This is a genomic window from Agromyces aureus (assembly GCF_001660485.1).
Taxonomy (GTDB): domain Bacteria; phylum Actinomycetota; class Actinomycetes; order Actinomycetales; family Microbacteriaceae; genus Agromyces; species Agromyces aureus.
The window spans coordinates 1,987,867-2,003,544 of sequence record NZ_CP013979.1; the positions used below are offsets into that span (position 1 = coordinate 1,987,867).

13 protein-coding genes and 1 riboswitch are annotated in these 15,678 nt (G+C 71.2%); all 13 genes read left to right on the plus strand.

Features of this window, described 5'->3' with window-relative positions:
* Positions 1-33 precede the first annotated feature (33 nt).
* The 13 genes from ATC03_RS08615 to ATC03_RS08675 all read left to right on the plus strand — a co-directional run bounded on the left by ATC03_RS08615 (position 34) and on the right by ATC03_RS08675 (position 15,672).
* On the plus strand, positions 34-1,257 hold the full coding sequence (locus ATC03_RS08615) for a cysteine desulfurase family protein (protein WP_067875635.1): 1,224 nt from the start codon (positions 34-36) through the stop codon (positions 1,255-1,257).
* A 94-nt stretch (positions 1,258-1,351) separates the two neighbouring features.
* The gene (mnmA, locus tag ATC03_RS08620) at positions 1,352-2,473 is read left to right on the plus strand and encodes a tRNA 2-thiouridine(34) synthase MnmA (protein WP_227820267.1); all 1,122 of its coding nucleotides are present in this window, start codon (positions 1,352-1,354) and stop codon (positions 2,471-2,473) included.
* A gap of 186 nt (positions 2,474-2,659) precedes the next feature.
* Positions 2,660-3,514 (plus strand): hypothetical protein, encoded by an 855-nt coding sequence (locus ATC03_RS08625; RefSeq protein ID WP_227820268.1) that lies wholly within the window; start codon positions 2,660-2,662, stop codon positions 3,512-3,514.
* 37 nt (positions 3,515-3,551) lie between these two features.
* Positions 3,552-4,310, plus strand: coding sequence for an aminoglycoside 3'-phosphotransferase (locus ATC03_RS08630; RefSeq protein ID WP_067875639.1), 759 nt, complete (start codon positions 3,552-3,554; stop codon positions 4,308-4,310).
* An 88-nt stretch (positions 4,311-4,398) separates the two neighbouring features.
* The gene (gene ligA / locus ATC03_RS08635; RefSeq protein WP_067875642.1) at positions 4,399-6,750 is read left to right on the plus strand and encodes an NAD-dependent DNA ligase LigA; all 2,352 of its coding nucleotides are present in this window, start codon (positions 4,399-4,401) and stop codon (positions 6,748-6,750) included.
* 76 nt (positions 6,751-6,826) lie between these two features.
* On the plus strand, positions 6,827-8,713 hold the full coding sequence (locus ATC03_RS08640; RefSeq protein WP_084003395.1) for an alkaline phosphatase family protein: 1,887 nt from the start codon (positions 6,827-6,829) through the stop codon (positions 8,711-8,713).
* Between the two features lie 99 nt (positions 8,714-8,812).
* Positions 8,813-9,115 (plus strand): Asp-tRNA(Asn)/Glu-tRNA(Gln) amidotransferase subunit GatC, encoded by a 303-nt coding sequence (gene gatC, locus ATC03_RS08645; protein ID WP_067875645.1) that lies wholly within the window; start codon positions 8,813-8,815, stop codon positions 9,113-9,115.
* On the plus strand, positions 9,112-10,644 hold the full coding sequence (gatA, locus tag ATC03_RS08650) for an Asp-tRNA(Asn)/Glu-tRNA(Gln) amidotransferase subunit GatA (RefSeq protein WP_067875648.1): 1,533 nt from the start codon (positions 9,112-9,114) through the stop codon (positions 10,642-10,644). The genes gatC and gatA overlap by 4 nt, the downstream gene beginning before the upstream one ends.
* Complete coding sequence (gatB, locus tag ATC03_RS08655) at positions 10,644-12,161, plus strand: Asp-tRNA(Asn)/Glu-tRNA(Gln) amidotransferase subunit GatB (protein WP_067875651.1); 1,518 nt, start codon at positions 10,644-10,646, stop codon at positions 12,159-12,161. Before gatA ends, gatB begins: the two co-directional genes overlap by 1 nt.
* A gap of 165 nt (positions 12,162-12,326) precedes the next feature.
* Complete coding sequence (locus ATC03_RS08660; protein ID WP_067875654.1) at positions 12,327-12,947, plus strand: hypothetical protein; 621 nt, start codon at positions 12,327-12,329, stop codon at positions 12,945-12,947.
* 57 nt (positions 12,948-13,004) lie between these two features.
* On the plus strand, positions 13,005-14,372 hold the full coding sequence (locus tag ATC03_RS08665; protein WP_067875657.1) for a DNA polymerase IV: 1,368 nt from the start codon (positions 13,005-13,007) through the stop codon (positions 14,370-14,372).
* Positions 14,373-14,401: 29 nt separating this feature from the next.
* A complete protein-coding gene (locus tag ATC03_RS08670) occupies positions 14,402-14,746 on the plus strand; it encodes a hypothetical protein (protein WP_067875661.1) in 345 nt (114 codons plus the stop codon).
* A gap of 141 nt (positions 14,747-14,887) precedes the next feature.
* A riboswitch (TPP riboswitch) is annotated at positions 14,888-14,988 on the plus strand.
* Positions 14,989-15,027: 39 nt separating this feature from the next.
* Entirely contained in the window at positions 15,028-15,672 is a 645-nt protein-coding gene (locus ATC03_RS08675) for an ECF transporter S component (RefSeq protein WP_067875664.1), read from the plus strand.
* Positions 15,673-15,678 lie beyond the last annotated feature (6 nt).

The window sequence follows — 15,678 nt, forward strand, 5'->3', positions numbered from 1 at the left end:
CTAGAGTAGATCCACCCGAGGGACGGAGAGTGCATGGCGGTCTACCTCGACCACGCGGCGACCACGCCCATGCGGCCCGAGGCGATCGACGCCATGCTCGACGCGATGCGCCTGGTGGGCAATCCCGCCTCGATCCACAGCGCCGGCCAGCAGGCCAAGCGCGTGCTCGAGGAATCGCGCGAGCGCATCGCGGCGACGCTCGGCATCGACGGCATCGAGGTCGTCTTCACGGGCAACGGCACCGAGGCCGTGAACCTCGCGATCAAGGGCCTCTGGTGGAGCAGGCAGACGGATGCCGCGCGCCCGCGCCTCATCGTCCCCGCGGGGGAGCACCACGCCACCGTCGACACGGTCGAGTGGTTGGCGGCTCACGAGGGCGCCGTGATCGACGAGGTGCCGCTCGACGACGTCGGACGCCTTCGGCTCGACGTGCTCGAAGCGCTGCTCGCCGAGCACGCGGCATCCGTCGCCCTCGTCACGATGCTCTGGGCCAACAACGAGGTGGGCACGATCCAGCCGGTCGCCGAGGTCGCGCGGCTCACGGCGGCCGCCGGCGTGCCGTTGCACGTGGACGCGGTGTCGGCGTACGGGCAGGTGCCGATCGACGTGCGGGGCCTCCGCCGGGAGACGAACGCGCCCCGCGGCGCCGGGCTCGTCGCGCTCAGCGTCTCCGCGCACAAGATCGGTGGCCCGTCGGGCATCGGTGCGCTCGTCCTCGACCGGTCGGCCGCGCTCGAGCCGCTCATCCACGGCGGCGGGCAGCAGCGCAAGGTGCGCTCCGGCACGCAGGACGTCGCGGCCGCCGCCGGGTTCGCGGCCGCCGCCGAGATCGTGCATGCGCATCTCGACGACGATGCGACGCGCATCGCGGCACTTCGCGACCGCCTGATCGCGGGCGCGCTCGCCGCGGTGCCCGGCGTGCACCTCTCCGGCGATCCGACGGCCGACGGTCGCCTTCCGGGCAACGTGCACCTCTCGTTCGACGGATGCGAGGGCGACTCGCTCCTCTTCCTGCTCGACGCCGCCGGGGTCGCCGTGTCGACCGGCTCGGCGTGCCAGGCCGGCGTGCCAGAGCCCTCGCACGTGCTCATGGCCATGGGCCGCAGCGAGGCCGATGCCAGGGGAGCGCTCCGCATCACGCTCGGCCACGACTCGACCGACGCCGACGTCGACGCGTTCCTCGCGGCGCTCCCGGCGGCGCACGCGCAGGCCGCGAAGGCCGGGCTCGCCGCTCGCGCCACCTCGTTCGACCGCTGAGTCCGGGCAGGGCGCCTTGCGCTCGCCGCGGCATCCGTCGACCGGAACGCCGCCACGCGGCATCCGCTCAGGAGGCCCTGCCTAGACTGGAGAGGTGAAGGTTCTTGCAGCGATGAGCGGTGGCGTCGACAGCGCCGTCGCGGCCGCGCGCGCCGTCGAGGCGGGGCACGAGGTCGTCGGCGTGCACCTGGCGCTCAGCCGCATGCCCGGCACCCTGCGCACCGGCAGCCGCGGCTGCTGCACCATCGAGGACTCGATGGACGCCCAGCGCGCCGCGAACGTGCTCGGCATCCCGTACTACGTGTGGGACTTCTCGGAGCGGTTCAAGGCCGACGTCGTCGACGACTTCATCTCCGAGTACTCGGCCGGCCGCACGCCCAACCCGTGCATGCGCTGCAACGAGCGCATCAAGTTCGCCGCGCTGCTCGAGAAGGCCCTCGCGCTCGGCTTCGACGCGGTCGCCACCGGCCACTACGCGAAGGTCCTCCCCGGCGCATCGGGCGCCCTCGAACTGCACCGCGCGAGCGCCGAGGCGAAGGACCAGTCCTATGTGCTCGGCGTGCTCACGGCCGAGCAGCTCGCGCACGCGTACTTCCCGCTCGGCGACACGCCGTCCAAGGCGCTCGTGCGCGAGGAGGCCGCGCGCCGTGGCCTCAGCGTCGCCCAGAAGCCCGACTCCTACGACATCTGCTTCATCCCCGACGGCGACACCAAGGGCTGGCTCGCCGACAAGGTCGGCACCGCGACCGGAGACATCGTCGACCGCACGGGCGCCGTCGTCGGCTCGCACGAGGGTGCGCACGCCTTCACCGTCGGCCAGCGCCGCGGCATGCGCCTCGGCACGCCCGCCGCCGACGGCAAGCCGCGCTTCGTGCTCGAGGTGCGCCCGAAGGAGAACACCGTCGTCGTCGGCCCCAAAGAGGCGCTCGCGACCGCGCTCATCGCCGGCTCCCGCTACACGTGGGCCGGGCTCGCACCCGCCGACCCCGCGAGCGAGTTCGCGTGCGAGGTGCAGATCCGTGCGCACGCCGACCCGGTTCCGGCGCTCGCGCAGGTGGTTCCGGATGCCGCGGGCGCGGCCGAACTCGTCGTGACGCCCGAGATCCCGCTCGACGGGGTCGCCCCCGGGCAGACCGCCGTGATCTACGTCGGCACGCGCGTGCTCGGGCAGTTCACGATCGACCGCACGGTGAGCGCAGTGCCCGTCGGCGTCTGAGCCGCCCGCCGATCGTTCGCCGCGACATCCGTTCCCCGAGCCCGGACGACGTCCGTCGTTCAGCGTTCATGCCCTCGAATACTGGTATGCCTCGCCCCCTGTCAAGGCCCGACGTCCCGACGCCGGCGTCACTAGATTCGGGCGGACGTCGCTCGAGCGAGCGGCGCATCCCCCGAGGAGGACGACGTGACCACCCCCCGAGTTCCCGAAGAACGAAGCGCCACGCACCCCGCACCCACCGAGACGACTGCCAAGGGTTCAGCAGCCACCGCCGTGATCGACGAGCGCACCGCCGGCTCGCGCAAGGCCGATCGCAGCGCCGACCAGCGCGACACCGTCGTGCAGCCGACCGTCGACCCCCGCGCCACCGGCGCGAAGGACCGCACGGCGAAGGCCGGCACCGTCGACGAGGGTGCCGCAGCGGCATCCGACGACTCCGAGCGCACCGCGCACGGCGAGCCCGCGCCCTCCGGTGCAGCGGCCCGACGCGCGGTGGTCGCCCGCCAGCGGGAGGCGTTCGGCGGTGTGAAGCTCGGCTCGGCGCTCTTCGGCTGGCTCACCGCGACCGGCACCGCGGCCATCCTGACCGGCACCGTCGCCGGCGCGGCCACTGCACTCGGCATCGACACCACCGATCGGGCCGGTGCGCTCACCGGCGTCCCCTCCGAGAACGTCGGATGGGTCGCCGTCGCCGCGCTCGCCGTGATCCTCCTCGTGTCGTACTGGTGCGGTGGCTACGTCGCTGCTCGAATGGCCCGCTTCAACGGCGCCGTGCAAGGGCTCGCCGTCTGGGTCTGGGCGCTCGTGATCGCGATCGTCGTCTCCCTGGTGAGCGTCATCATCGGCAGCCAGGTCGACGTGCTCGCCAACGCGAACCTCTACCCCCGCATCCAGATGAGCCCCGAGGAGTTCACGGTCGCCGGACTCGTCACCGCCGGGATCGTGCTCGTCGCGAGCCTCGCCGGGGCCGTGCTCGGCGGCATGTCGGGCACCCGATACCACCGTCGCGTCGACCGCGCCGGATTCGTCGAGGAGCGCTGATCCGCGCGCTCGTCGAACCGAGCGCCGGCGAACTCGCATGACGCGCGAGCTCGCCGGCGTTCCCGACGTCGAGCCGCGGGTGCCGCCGGCGGTCACCGCCTTCGCCGATGGTGCGCCGATCACGCCGGTCTGGCGCAACGGCGTCGGCGGGCTGACCTTCCGCGTCGACCGGCCGGCGTCCGCCGGCGGATCGTGCTTCATCAAGTGGAACCCGAGCGGCTCGGGGGAGTCGCTCGCCGACGAGGAACGCCGTCTCGCCTGGCTGCGCGACCGCTTCGCCGTGCCGCGGGTCGTCGCGGCCGGCCGTGACGATTCCGGTGAGTGGCTCGCCACTGCGGCGATCGACGCCGCATCCGCGGTGGCTCCGATCTGGAAGCAACGGGCGGATGCCGCGGCGCGCGCCATGGGCACGGGGCTCCGTCGCCTGCACGACGGCATCGACCCCGCCGAATGCCCGTTCGACTGGTCGGTCGCCCGGCGCATCGCGGTCGCCGAGGCATCCGGGATCATCGTGCCAGACGACCTGCGCGACCCGCCGTCCGTCGATCGGATGGTCGTCTGCCACGGGGACCCGTGCGCACCGAACACGCTCATCGACGCGCACGGCGGGTTCGCGGGCATCGTCGATGTCGCACGACTCGGCGTCGCCGACCGTTGGGCCGACCTGGCCGTCGGCAGCTGGAGCCTGGAGTGGAACTTCGGCGACGGCCACGAGCCCGCGTTCTTCGAGGCGTACGGCGTCGCACCCGACCCCGACCGCATCGCCTATTACCGTGCGCTGTGGGACGCGACCTGAACCGAGCCGGTCATGGGTCGTCCGCGGCATCCGCTCGGCGATGCGTGCCGGCGGATTGCCCGTCGGTGGTCGCTCGTAGGATGAAGTCGTGAGCGAGACTTCGGCTGAGACCGACCTTCCGACCGAATTCGAGGCGGCGCGCGCCGAGGCCGACGCGCTCACCGCTCGCATCGAGGGCGCGCGACTCGCCTACTACGGCGACGGGGAGTCGCCACTGTCCGACGCCGAGTACGACACCGACTTCCATCGGCTCGAGGCGCTCGAGCGGGCGTTCCCCGAGTTGGCGGGCCAGGACAGCCCCACCCAGCAGGTCGGTGCGGCGATCGTCTCGGCCGGGTTCCCCGAGCACGAGCACGCCGAACGCATGCTGAGCCTCGACAACGTCTTCTCGATCGAGGAGTTCCGGGAGTGGGCCGCGAAGGCGCAGGCCGCCGCAGGCCGCCCGGTGCACTGGCTGTCCGAGCTCAAGATCGACGGACTCGCGATCAGCCTCGCCTACCGCGACGGCGTGCTCGAGACCGCGACCACGCGTGGCGACGGCAGGGTCGGCGAGGACATCACCGAGAACGTCGACCTGATCCCGGTCATTCCGCGCCGGCTCGTGGGCTCGGGGTATCCCGACTTCTTCGAGGTGCGTGGCGAGGTGTTCCTGCGCACGACCGACTTCGAGGCGCTGAACGAGCGCCAGCACGAACTCCAGGCCGCGTTCGAAACCGAGTGGGTCGCGCGCGGGCGCGACGCCGACGCGATCCCCACGAGGTACGCAGAGTTCGCCAACGCCCGCAACACCGCGGCCGGCAGCCTGCGCCAGCGCCGCGACAACAAGTCGGAGGCCGAGCTCGTGCTCATGCGCGAGCGCCTCGGACGGCTCTCGCTGTACCTGCACGGCATCGGCGCGTGGGCGCATCCCGAGGTGTCGACCCAGTCGGGCATCTACGAGGTGCTCGCGTCGTGGGGGCTGCCGGTCTCTCCGCACTCCCGCGTGTTCTCGTCGGTTGACGACGTCGCCGGCTACATCGTCGAGCGCGGCGAGCACCGGCACGACGTCGAGCACGAGATCGACGGCATCGTGGTGAAGATCGACGAGCTCGCACTGCACGACGAGCTCGGCGCCACGAGCCGGGCGCCGCGGTGGGCGATCGCCTACAAGTACCCGCCCGAAGAGGTGCACACGAAGCTCCTCGACATCGTCGTCGGCGTCGGCCGCACCGGGCGAGCCACGCCGTACGCCGTGATGGCACCCGTGAAGGTCGCCGGATCCACCGTTCGTCAGGCGACGCTGCACAACCAGCAGGTCGTGCGCGCCAAGGGCGTGCTCATCGGCGACACGGTCGTGCTGCGCAAGGCCGGCGACGTGATCCCCGAGATCCTCGGCGCGGTCGAGCAGTTGCGAGACGGCACCGAGGTCGAGTGGCACATGCCCGAACTCTGCCCCGAGTGCGGCACGGCGTTGCGCGCCATGAAAGAGGGCGACATCGACCTCCGCTGCCCGAACGCCGAGTCGTGCCCGGCGCAGGTGCGCGGGCGCGTGGAGCACATCGGCTCGCGCGGAGGCCTCGACATCGAGGCGCTCGGCGAGGTCACGGCCGCGGCGCTCACGCAGCCCTCGTTCCCGGCCGACCCTCCGCTCGCGACCGAGGCTCGCCTGTTCGAACTCTCGCTCGACGAGCTCGTGCCCATCGAGGTGGTCGTGCGCGACGCCGAGACCGGTGAACCGAAGTTCGACGAGACGACCGGAAAACCGGTCAAGCGAGCGCCCTTCCAGAAGTCGCGCATCACCTACCCGCCGGGCGCCGAGCAGCTAACGGCCGCCGAGCGCCGGGCCGCGGGCATCAAGAAGGACTATCGAGAGGTCGGCCCATCCGAGGCTGCGACCAAGTTGCTCGCCGAACTCGAGAAGGCCAAGACCAAACCGCTGTGGCGGTTGCTCGTGTCGCTCAACATCCGCCACGTCGGACCGGTCGCCGCACGGGCACTGGCCGACTGGTTCGGTTCGCTCGACGCGATCCGGGCGGCAACTCGCGACGAGTTGGCCGAGGTCGACGGCGTCGGCGGCATCATCGCCGACTCGCTCATCGACTGGTTCGCCGTCGACTGGCACCTCGAGATCATCGATCGGTGGACCGCGGCGGGCGTGCAGTGGGCGACCCAGGGGCATCCCGGTCCGGGCGCGGCGGCGGCAGCCGGTGGTGTACTCGCGGGGCTCACGGTCGTCGCGACCGGCTCGCTCGAGGGGTTCACGAGAGACGGCGCCCAAGAGGCGATCATCAATGCCGGCGGCAAGGCCGCATCCAGCGTCTCGAAGAAGACCGACTTCGTCGCGGCCGGGCCGGGCGCCGGTTCGAAGCTCGCCAAGGCCGAAGAACTCGGCCTCCGCGTGCTCGATGCCGCGCAGTTCGCCATACTCGTGACGCAGGGGCCTGCCGCGCTCGACGAGTGAAGTCGCATCCAGCGAACGTCAGGAGACGTCGTCTCCGTTCGTGCAGAATTGATGCAGCAGGACGACGGGGGAGCGCATGGGGATTCCGAACGACGAGGCGAGCGAGGCCACGGCGGGGGCCAGCGACGGGGCATCCGAGCCGGCGAGACCGGCCTCGGCAGGTCGCGACTCGCGGCACGGTCTCGGTCGGCGCACTCGGCCGGTCCCTGAGGCCGGGGCGACCGGCACCGCGACGTCCGAGTCATCCGGTGCCACTCGGCGCGACTTCCTCAAGTTCGGCGGAGTCGCTGCCGCGGGCGCGGTGGTCGGCGGCGGGGTCGGTGCGGCCGTCGGGGCCGCGGTCGGGCATGCCACCGGATTCGCCGAAGGCGCCGATGAGTTCGCCGCGCTCACCCCGAGGGCGACGGCCGGTTTCGACCACCTCGTCGTGCTCATGGGCGAGAACCGCTCGTTCGACAATCTCCTCGGCTGGCTCTACACGCCCGATGACATCTCCGAGGGAACGACCTTCGACGGTCTCGCGTTCGGCGACTACGCCAACACGGCGGCCGACGGCACCGTGATCGAGGCCCACGTCTACGAGGGTTCGACCGACGAGGTCATGGGCATGCCGAATCCCGACCCGGGTGAAGAGTATCCGCACGTGAACACGCAATTGTTCGGCATCGTGGACCCTCAATCCAATGCCGAGGTCGAGGTCGGCGACATGGACGAGCCCTACAATGCGCCCGCCGCAGGTCAGCGCCCCACCATGAGCGGATTCGTCGACGACTACGCGATCAACTTCGAGCGGCTCCGCAAGGGAAAGCAGCCGACCCTCGACGAGCTGAGCGAGATCATGGGCTCGTTCTCGCCCGAGATGCTGCCGGTGCTCTCGACGCTCGCGAAGAACTTCGCCGTCTACGATGCCTGGCACTGCGCCGTGCCGTCGCAGACGTTTCCCAACCGCTCCTTCTTCCACGCCTCCACCTCGCACGGCTTCGTCACCAACAAGCACGACGGCGGCTACGACAAGTGGCTCGACGCCGATGCGGCGCCGACCATCTTCAATCGGCTCGAAGAGGCGAAGATCTCCTGGCGCGTCTACTTCGACGAACTGCAGCTCGTGTCGTTCACCGGGGTGCTGCACGCGCCCGTGCTCCAGCAGTACTGGGCGACCGATCACTTCGCGACCATGGAGCAGTTCTACGACGACGTACGCACCGGCAAGCTCCCTGCGTACTCGTTCATCGAGCCGCGGATGGTCTACAACCACAACGACTTCCATCCGCCGTTCGGCAAGCTGCGCGAGTCCGACGTCGACGGAACCGAAGTCATCGACAGCGCCGTGTCCGACGTGCGTGCGGGTGAACTCCTCGTGCACCGCGTCTACGAAGCCATCAAGACGAGCGCGAGCGCCATCGGATCCAATGCGCTGAACACCCTGTTCCTCATCACGTTCGACGAGCACGGGGGCACCTACGATCACGTGCCGCCGCCCGAGGGCGTGCCGCCGCACGAGGGGGAGGACCCCGGCGAGATGGGCTTCTCCTTCGATCGGCTCGGATGCCGTGTGCCCGCGATCGCGGTCTCCGCCTACACGCAGGCCGGCACCGTCGTGCACGACGCGATGGACCATGCCGCCGTCATCGCGACGCTCAGCCGTCTGCACGGGTTGAAGCCGCTGACCCGACGAGACGCAGGCGCGAACAACCTGTTCAACGCCGTGAACCTCGATGCCCCGAGACATCCGTCCTCCTGGCCGTCGACGACTCCGCAGTACCTGCCGGCGAACCCGCAGGCGAAGCCGCCGCATCCTGCGAACACGCACAAGGACAAGCCGCTGAGTCCGCCGGCCCGCGGACTGCTCGGCCTGCTGCTGGCGAAGTTCGGCCGTGCGGACGAGCCCGAACCCGAGACCTTCGCCGACGCGTACGCGCTGCTGCACAAGTACGGCGACGGGCTCTTCGGCGTGCAGAAGTAGTCCGTCGAACTCGCAGCAGGGTCGGCCCGTCCGCACGAAGGACGACCGGCCGTGCCCCGATAGAATGGATGCATCCCCACCACGAGACGACGGAGCAGCATGTCCGAAATCACTGCGGAGCAGGTCGCGCATCTCGCGAACCTCGCACGCATCGCGCTCACCGAAGAAGAGATCGCGCACCTCACGACGGAGCTCGGCCAGATCATGCAGGCCGTCGAGAAGGTCAGCGAGGTCGCCACACCCGACGTGCCGCCGACCAGCCACCCGATCCCGCTGCAGAACGTGTTCCGCGCCGACGTCGTCGGCGCCGACGTGCTGACCGCCGAGCAGGCCGTCGCCGGCGCGCCGGAGGCCGACGGTTCGCGATTCGTCGTCTCGGCGATCCTGGGGGAGGAGCAGTGAGCGAGATCATCCGCCTGACCGCCGCCGAGCTCGGGGCGAAGATCGCCGCGGGCGACGTCTCCTCGGTCGAGGCCACCCGCGCCCACCTCGACCGCATCGCGGCCGTCGATGGCGCCGTGCACGCCTTCCTCCACGTCGACGCCGAGGGCGCCCTCGCCGCGGCCGCCGATGTCGACCGTCGTCGCGCCGCCGGTGAGTCGTTCGGCCCGCTGGCCGGCGTGCCCATCGCCGTCAAGGACGTCCTCGTCACCGAGGGCATGCCCTCGACCGCGGGGTCGCGCATCCTCGAGGGCTGGATCCCGCCCTACGACGCGACGCCCGTGCGGCTCGTGCGCGAGGCGGGCATGATCCCGCTCGGCAAGACCAACATGGATGAGTTCGCCATGGGCTCCTCGACCGAGCACTCGGCGTACGGTCCGACCCACAACCCGTGGGATCTCGACCGCATCCCCGGCGGTTCGGGCGGCGGCTCAGCCGCCTCCGTCGCGGCCTTCGAGGCCCCCCTCGCGCTCGGCAGCGACACGGGCGGGTCGATCCGCCAGCCGGCGCACGTCACGGGCACCGTCGGCGTCAAGCCGACCTACGGCGCCGTGAGCCGATACGGTTCGATCGCCCTGGCGTCGAGCCTCGACCAGATCGGCCCGGTCACGCGCACCGTGCTCGACGCCGCGCTGCTGCAAGACGTGATCGCAGGCCACGACCCGCACGACTCGACCTCGATCGCCGAGCCCTGGCCGTCGATGGCCGACGCCGTCCGGCGAGCGGATGTCGCGGGCGTCCGCATCGGCGTCGTCAAGCAGCTCGACTCCGACGGCGTGCAGGCGGGCGTGCGTTCGCGGTTCCACGAAGCGCTCGCGCTCCTCGAGCGCAACGGCGCCGAGATCGTCGAGATCGACGCCCCGAGCTTCGAGTACGCGATCGCCGCGTACTACCTGATCCTCCCGGCCGAGGCCTCGTCGAACCTGGCGAAGTTCGACTCGGTTCGCTTCGGCCTGCGGGTCACGCCAGAGGGCGGCGGCACGGTCGAGCAGGTCATGGCGGCCACGCGCGAGGCGGGGTTCGGCCCCGAGGTCAAGCGCCGCATCATCCTCGGCACCTACGCGCTCTCTGCCGGCTACTACGACGCCTACTACGGCAGCGCGCAGAAGGTGCGCACGCTCGTGCAGCGCGACTTCGACGCCGCCTTCGCGAAGGTCGACGTGCTCGCGACGCCGACCGCGCCGACGACCGCGTTCAAGCTCGGTGAGAAGCTCGACGACCCGCTGTCGATGTACCTCAACGATGTGGCGACGATCCCGGCGAACCTCGCCGGCGTGCCCGGCATCTCGCTGCCCGCGGGCCTCGCGCCCGAAGACGGACTGCCCGTCGGCATCCAGTTCCTGGCACCGGCGCGCCAGGACGCCCGCCTCTACAACGTGGGCGGCGCGCTCGAGCGCCTGCTCGAGGCCGAGTGGGGTGCGCCGCTGCTGAGCCGCGCGCCCGATCTGTCTTCGCATGAGATGGCTGCGGCCGAGGAAGGTGCACTCTGATGGCCCGCGCGGCACTCATGGACTTCGACAAGGCGCTCGAGCTCTTCGAACCGGTCATCGGGCTCGAGGTGCACGTCGAGTTGAACACCACGACGAAGATGTTCTCGTCGGCGCCCAACCCGGCCAACTCGGCGTTCCACGACGCGGCGCCGAACACGCTGATCACGCCCGTCTGCCTCGGCCTGCCGGGTTCGCTGCCGGTCGTGAACGAGCAGGCCATCCGCTCGTCGATCTCGCTCGGCCTCGCGCTCGGCTGCGAGATCGCGGCGTCGAGCCGGTTCGCGCGCAAGAACTACTTCTACCCCGACCTCGCCAAGAACTACCAGATCTCGCAGTACGACGAGCCGATCGCCTTCGACGGCGAGGTCGAGGTCGAACTCGAGAACGGCCGGGTCTTCCAGGTGCCGATCGAGCGCGCCCACATGGAGGAGGACGCGGGCAAGCTGACGCACGTCGGCGGCTCGACGGGCCGCATCCAGGGCGCCGAGTACTCGCTCGTCGACTACAACCGCGCCGGCGTGCCGCTCGTCGAGATCGTCACGCGCCCGATCTTCGGTGCCGAGGCCGATGCCCCCGCGCTCGCGCGCGCCTACGTGTCGATCATCCGCGACATCGCGCTCTCGCTCGGCATCTCCGAGGCGCGCATGGAGCGCGGCAACCTGCGTTGCGACGCGAACGTGTCGCTCCGCCCGCGCGGCCAGGAGAAGCTCGGCACGCGCACCGAGACGAAGAACGTGAACTCGTTCCGTTCGATCGAGCGCGCGGTGCGCTACGAGATCCAGCGTCAGGCGGCGATCCTCGCCGATGGCGGCTCGATCACGCAGGAGACGCGGCACTGGCATGAGGACACGGGCACGACGAGCGCCGGTCGCCCGAAGTCCGACGCCGACGACTACCGCTACTTCCCCGAGCCCGACCTGCTGCCGGTCGTGCCCTCGGCCGAGCTGATCGAGGAGCTGCGCGCGGCGCTGCCCGAGGCGCCTGCCGCACGCCGCCGTCGCCTGAAGGCCGAGTGGGGCTTCACCGACGACGAGTTCCAGATCGTGGCGAACTCGGGCATGCTCAACGAGCTGGCCGAGACCGTCGCCGCCGGCGCCACGCCCGCCGCCGCGCGCAAGTGGTGGACGGGTGAGATCGCGCGTCTCGCGAATGCCGCAGACCGCGATGCCACGACCCTGGTGTCGCCGACCCATGTCGCCGAGCTCGCGGCCCTCGTCGAGGCCGGCACCCTCACCGACCGCCTGGCCCGCCAGGTGCTCGAGGGCGTCGTGGCCGGCGAGGGCTCGCCGCAGCAGATCGTCGACGCCCGCGGCCTCGCCGTCGTCTCCGACGACGGGGCGCTCATCGCGGCGATCGACCAGGCGCTGGCCTCGCAGCCCGACGTGCTCGAGAAGATCCGCTACGGCAAGGTCCAGGCCGCCGGCGCGGTCATCGGCGCGGTCATGAAGGCGATGCAGGGCAAGGCCGACGCCGCGCGCGTGCGCGAGCTCGTGCTCGAGCGGGCGACCGCCGAATAGACGAGTCCAGCAGTTCCCTGCGGGCGGTGCCCCGACCTCGGTCGGGGCACCGCCCGCGGTCGTCCCGGGTGCGGGCGTCGTACCGCGCCCGACTGGCGGCGCTCACAGCGGGTTCGGGGCTGGCGACCCTAGGCTGGTCGTCCCCTGAGCGATTGGTGAGCACACATGGGTTTCCTTGATCGACTGTTCGGCGCACCCGACGACCGCGCCACCCAGCCCGCGCGGCGGGTTCCGCAGGCTCCGGCGCAATCGGAGGACGAGCGGGCCGTTGAACGCTACCGCTACCTGCTTCGCACGGCACCGCCCGAGTCGATCGAGGCGGTGCACGCCGAGGCGTTCGCCAAGCTCACCCCCGATCAGCGTGCACAGGTCTACCGGGCCCTGGCCGCCCAGGCGCCCGCGGGGGAGCGCGTCGTCTCCGACGAACCCTCCGCCCTCGCCCGCGCCGCGACGCGCGCCGAGCTGCGGTCGCCCGGCACCATGGAGCGCACCTTCCGGGCGACGGATGCCGCGGGCGGTCGCACCGGCCCCGGCGGCCCGTCGTTCGGCTCGATGGTCGGCGGCTCCATGCTCGGCACGGTGGCGGGCGTCGTGGTCGGCTCGATGATCGCGCAGGCGTTCCTGCCCGGTCCCGACTTCGGGGGCGACGTCGCGGGTGACGGCGGGTCCGCCGACACCGGTGCCGACACGGGTGGCGATGCCTCGGCCGATGGCGGCTTCGGAGGCGATTTCGGTGGTGGAGATTTCGGTGGTGGCGGCGATTTCGGCGGCGACTTCGGCTTCTGAGCACCGTCTCGCCCGCGTGACCGATCGCATGACGGTGGCCGCGGGTAAGGTCGGCACGTGAGCAAGCAGGACGGCTCGTCGAGGCAGGTCACCACGGGGCCCGTCGACGACTCGGCGACCCCGATCCTGCACGTCGACATGGACGCGTTCTTCGTCTCGGTCGAGTTGCTCTCGCGGCCCGAGCTGCGAGGCAAGCCCGTGCTGGTGGGCGGCACGGCGGGCAGAGGAGTCGTCGCCGCGGCCAGCTACGAGGCCCGACGCTACGGCGTGAACTCGGCCATGCCGATGTCCGTGGCCCTGCAGCGGTGCCCGAACGCGATCGTGCTGCAGGGCGACTACCCGTCGTACTCGAAGTACTCCAAGCGCGTCATGGAGATCTTCGGCGAGATCACGCCGCTCGTCGAGCCGTTGTCGATCGATGAGGCGTTCCTCGACGTGTCCGGCGCGCGCCGGCTGCACGGCACCCCCGCCGAGATCGCTTGGACCATTCGCGAACGCGTCCAGGCCGAGACCGGACTCACCTGCTCGGTCGGGGTCGCCGCCACGAAGTACGTCGCGAAGGTGGCGTCGAGCCGGGCCAAGCCCGACGGCATGCTCGTGGTGCCGGCGCACGAGACGGTCGCATTCCTGCATCCGCTGCCCGTGTCGGCGCTGTGGGGTGTGGGCCGGGTGACCGAGGAATCGCTCCTGCGCCTCGGCCTGCGCACGGTCGGCGATGTGGCGGCCATGCCGCCCGACTCGCTCGAGCGGGCCGTCGGCTCGGCGCTTGCGGCCAGGCTGGCGCACCTCGCTCGGGGCGAAGATCCTCGCGCCGTGCACACGACCCGAGTCGAGAAGAGCATCGGGCACGAACAGACCTTCGGCCACGACGTGGTCGATCCCGTCGAGATCCGCCGCGAACTGCTGCAGTTGTCGGGCAATGTCGCCGTGCGCCTGCGCAAGGCCGGGCTCGTCGCACGAACGGTCTCGTTGAAACTCCGGTACGGCGACTTCCGCACCCTCACGCGGTCGCGCACGCTGGGCGAGCCGACGGATGTCGCGCGGCGCGTCTACGACGAGGCATCAGAGGCCCTCGAAGGACTCATCGGCGACGGCCAACGCGTGCGACTCATCGGCGTGCGCGCCGAGAACCTCCGCGAGTCCGGATCAGGCGCGATGCTCTGGGATCCAGATGAGGAGTGGCGCGACGCCGAGCGCACGATCGATCAGGTTTCGGCGAAGTTCGGCAGAGGGGCCCTGCGTCCGGCCTCGCTCGTGCAGCGCGAGGACGAGCGGCGGCAGCGCCGGGAGGCTCGCGCCGAGCACACCGCGGCCCAGCCCGCCGCTGAGCACGGTGCCGCTGGTGACCCGCGGCAGGCTCTCCGGGGGCGGGGCGCAGACGGCGACGAGCCCTTCGACCCGACCGCGGCCGGATGGGGCTGGTAGCCGCGGCGCGGCACGGGTAGCGTGGCGACATGGCTGAACTCGTACTGGACCTGGCAGATCGCGTCGCAGGCGTCGGCGTGAAGACCGCGTACGGCGACAAGATCGAGATCGAGGGCATCGAGGTGGTGCCCGTCGCGCTCGGCTACTACGCGTTCGGAGGCGGCAACGGCACCGGCGACGCCACGTCGAACTTCAACGGCAGCGGAAGCGCAGGTGGAGGGGGCAGTCTGTCCGTGCCGCTCGGCGCCTACGTCGGCGACGGCGGGCGCGTGCGGTTCGATCCGAACCTCATCGGACTGGTGCTGGTCGCGACGCCGTTCGTGTTCGTCGTCGGACACGCGCTGAAGTCGGTGATCCGCGCGCTCAAGCGCTGAGCCGTTCGTCAGCGCTGAGCCGTTCGTCAGCGCTGAGCCGTTCGCGCGAGCGGCTCGACGTCGCTGCTCACCGCGGTGGGTCACGCCGCCGTCCGTCGTGCGCGAGCGCTCGTCGCGCGTGCGTGTACGCTGGTGCACGAACACGGGAGTCCGGTGAGCCGGGCTGAGAGGAAGGTTCTCAACCTTCGACCGTCGAACCTGATCTGGATCATGCCAGCGCAGGGAGGCATCCACATCTCAACAATCCCGTGCCGCTTTCCTTCGAACGAAAGGGCACGCCAGTGCACACGTCAACATCCCCGACCGCCACCTCCGCGGCATCCGGAACCTCCTCCACCTCGTCGCACCGGTTCCGCTGGCGAGTCGTGGACATCGTCGTGGCGAGCGTCATCGGCGTCGCCGTCGGCGTCGTCTTCTGGGCCTGGGGCGTGGTCTGGGGCCCGATCTCGGCTCCGATCGAGGCGCTCCTCCCCGGCCTGCAGGCCGCACCGGCGGCCGTGTGGGTCATCGCGGGCGTGCTCGGCGGGCTCGTGATCCGCAAGCCGGGCGCGGCCCTCTACACCGAGCTCGTGGCCGCCGTGGTCTCCGCGCTGATCGGCAGCCAGTGGGGCGGCCTGCTCACGATCGAGGCCGGCCTCGTCCAGGGCCTCGGCGCCGAGCTCGTCTTCGCGATCTTCCTCTACCGCAACTGGAGGTTCCCGGTCGCGCTGCTCGCGGGGGCCGGTGCCGGACTCGCGATGGCGATCAACGACCTCGTGCTCTGGTACGCGGGCGCCGCACCGCTGTTCGCCACGGTCTACACGATCTCCGCGGTCATCGGCGGCGCGCTCATCGCGGGTGGCCTGGCGTGGCTCGCCGTCCGTGGCCTCGCACGAGCGGGTGCCCTCGATCGGTTCGCGGCCGGGCGCGAGCTTCGGACCGTCTAGTGGCCG

What these genes read in the sequence shown, in the direction of transcription:
- gatB (WP_067875651.1), top strand. Translation starts at nt 10,644, where the DNA reads ATGGCCCGCGCGGCACTCATGGACTTCGACAAGGCGCTCGAGCTCTTC.
- ATC03_RS08615 (WP_067875635.1), top strand. Translation starts at nt 34, where the DNA reads ATGGCGGTCTACCTCGACCACGCGGCGACCACGCCCATGCGGCCCGAG.
- ATC03_RS08630 (WP_067875639.1), top strand. Translation starts at nt 3,552, where the DNA reads ATGACGCGCGAGCTCGCCGGCGTTCCCGACGTCGAGCCGCGGGTGCCG.
- gatC (WP_067875645.1), top strand. Translation starts at nt 8,813, where the DNA reads ATGTCCGAAATCACTGCGGAGCAGGTCGCGCATCTCGCGAACCTCGCA.
- ATC03_RS08670 (WP_067875661.1), top strand. Translation starts at nt 14,402, where the DNA reads ATGGCTGAACTCGTACTGGACCTGGCAGATCGCGTCGCAGGCGTCGGC.
- ATC03_RS08660 (WP_067875654.1), top strand. Translation starts at nt 12,327, where the DNA reads ATGGGTTTCCTTGATCGACTGTTCGGCGCACCCGACGACCGCGCCACC.
- ATC03_RS08640 (WP_084003395.1), top strand. Translation starts at nt 6,827, where the DNA reads ATGGGGATTCCGAACGACGAGGCGAGCGAGGCCACGGCGGGGGCCAGC.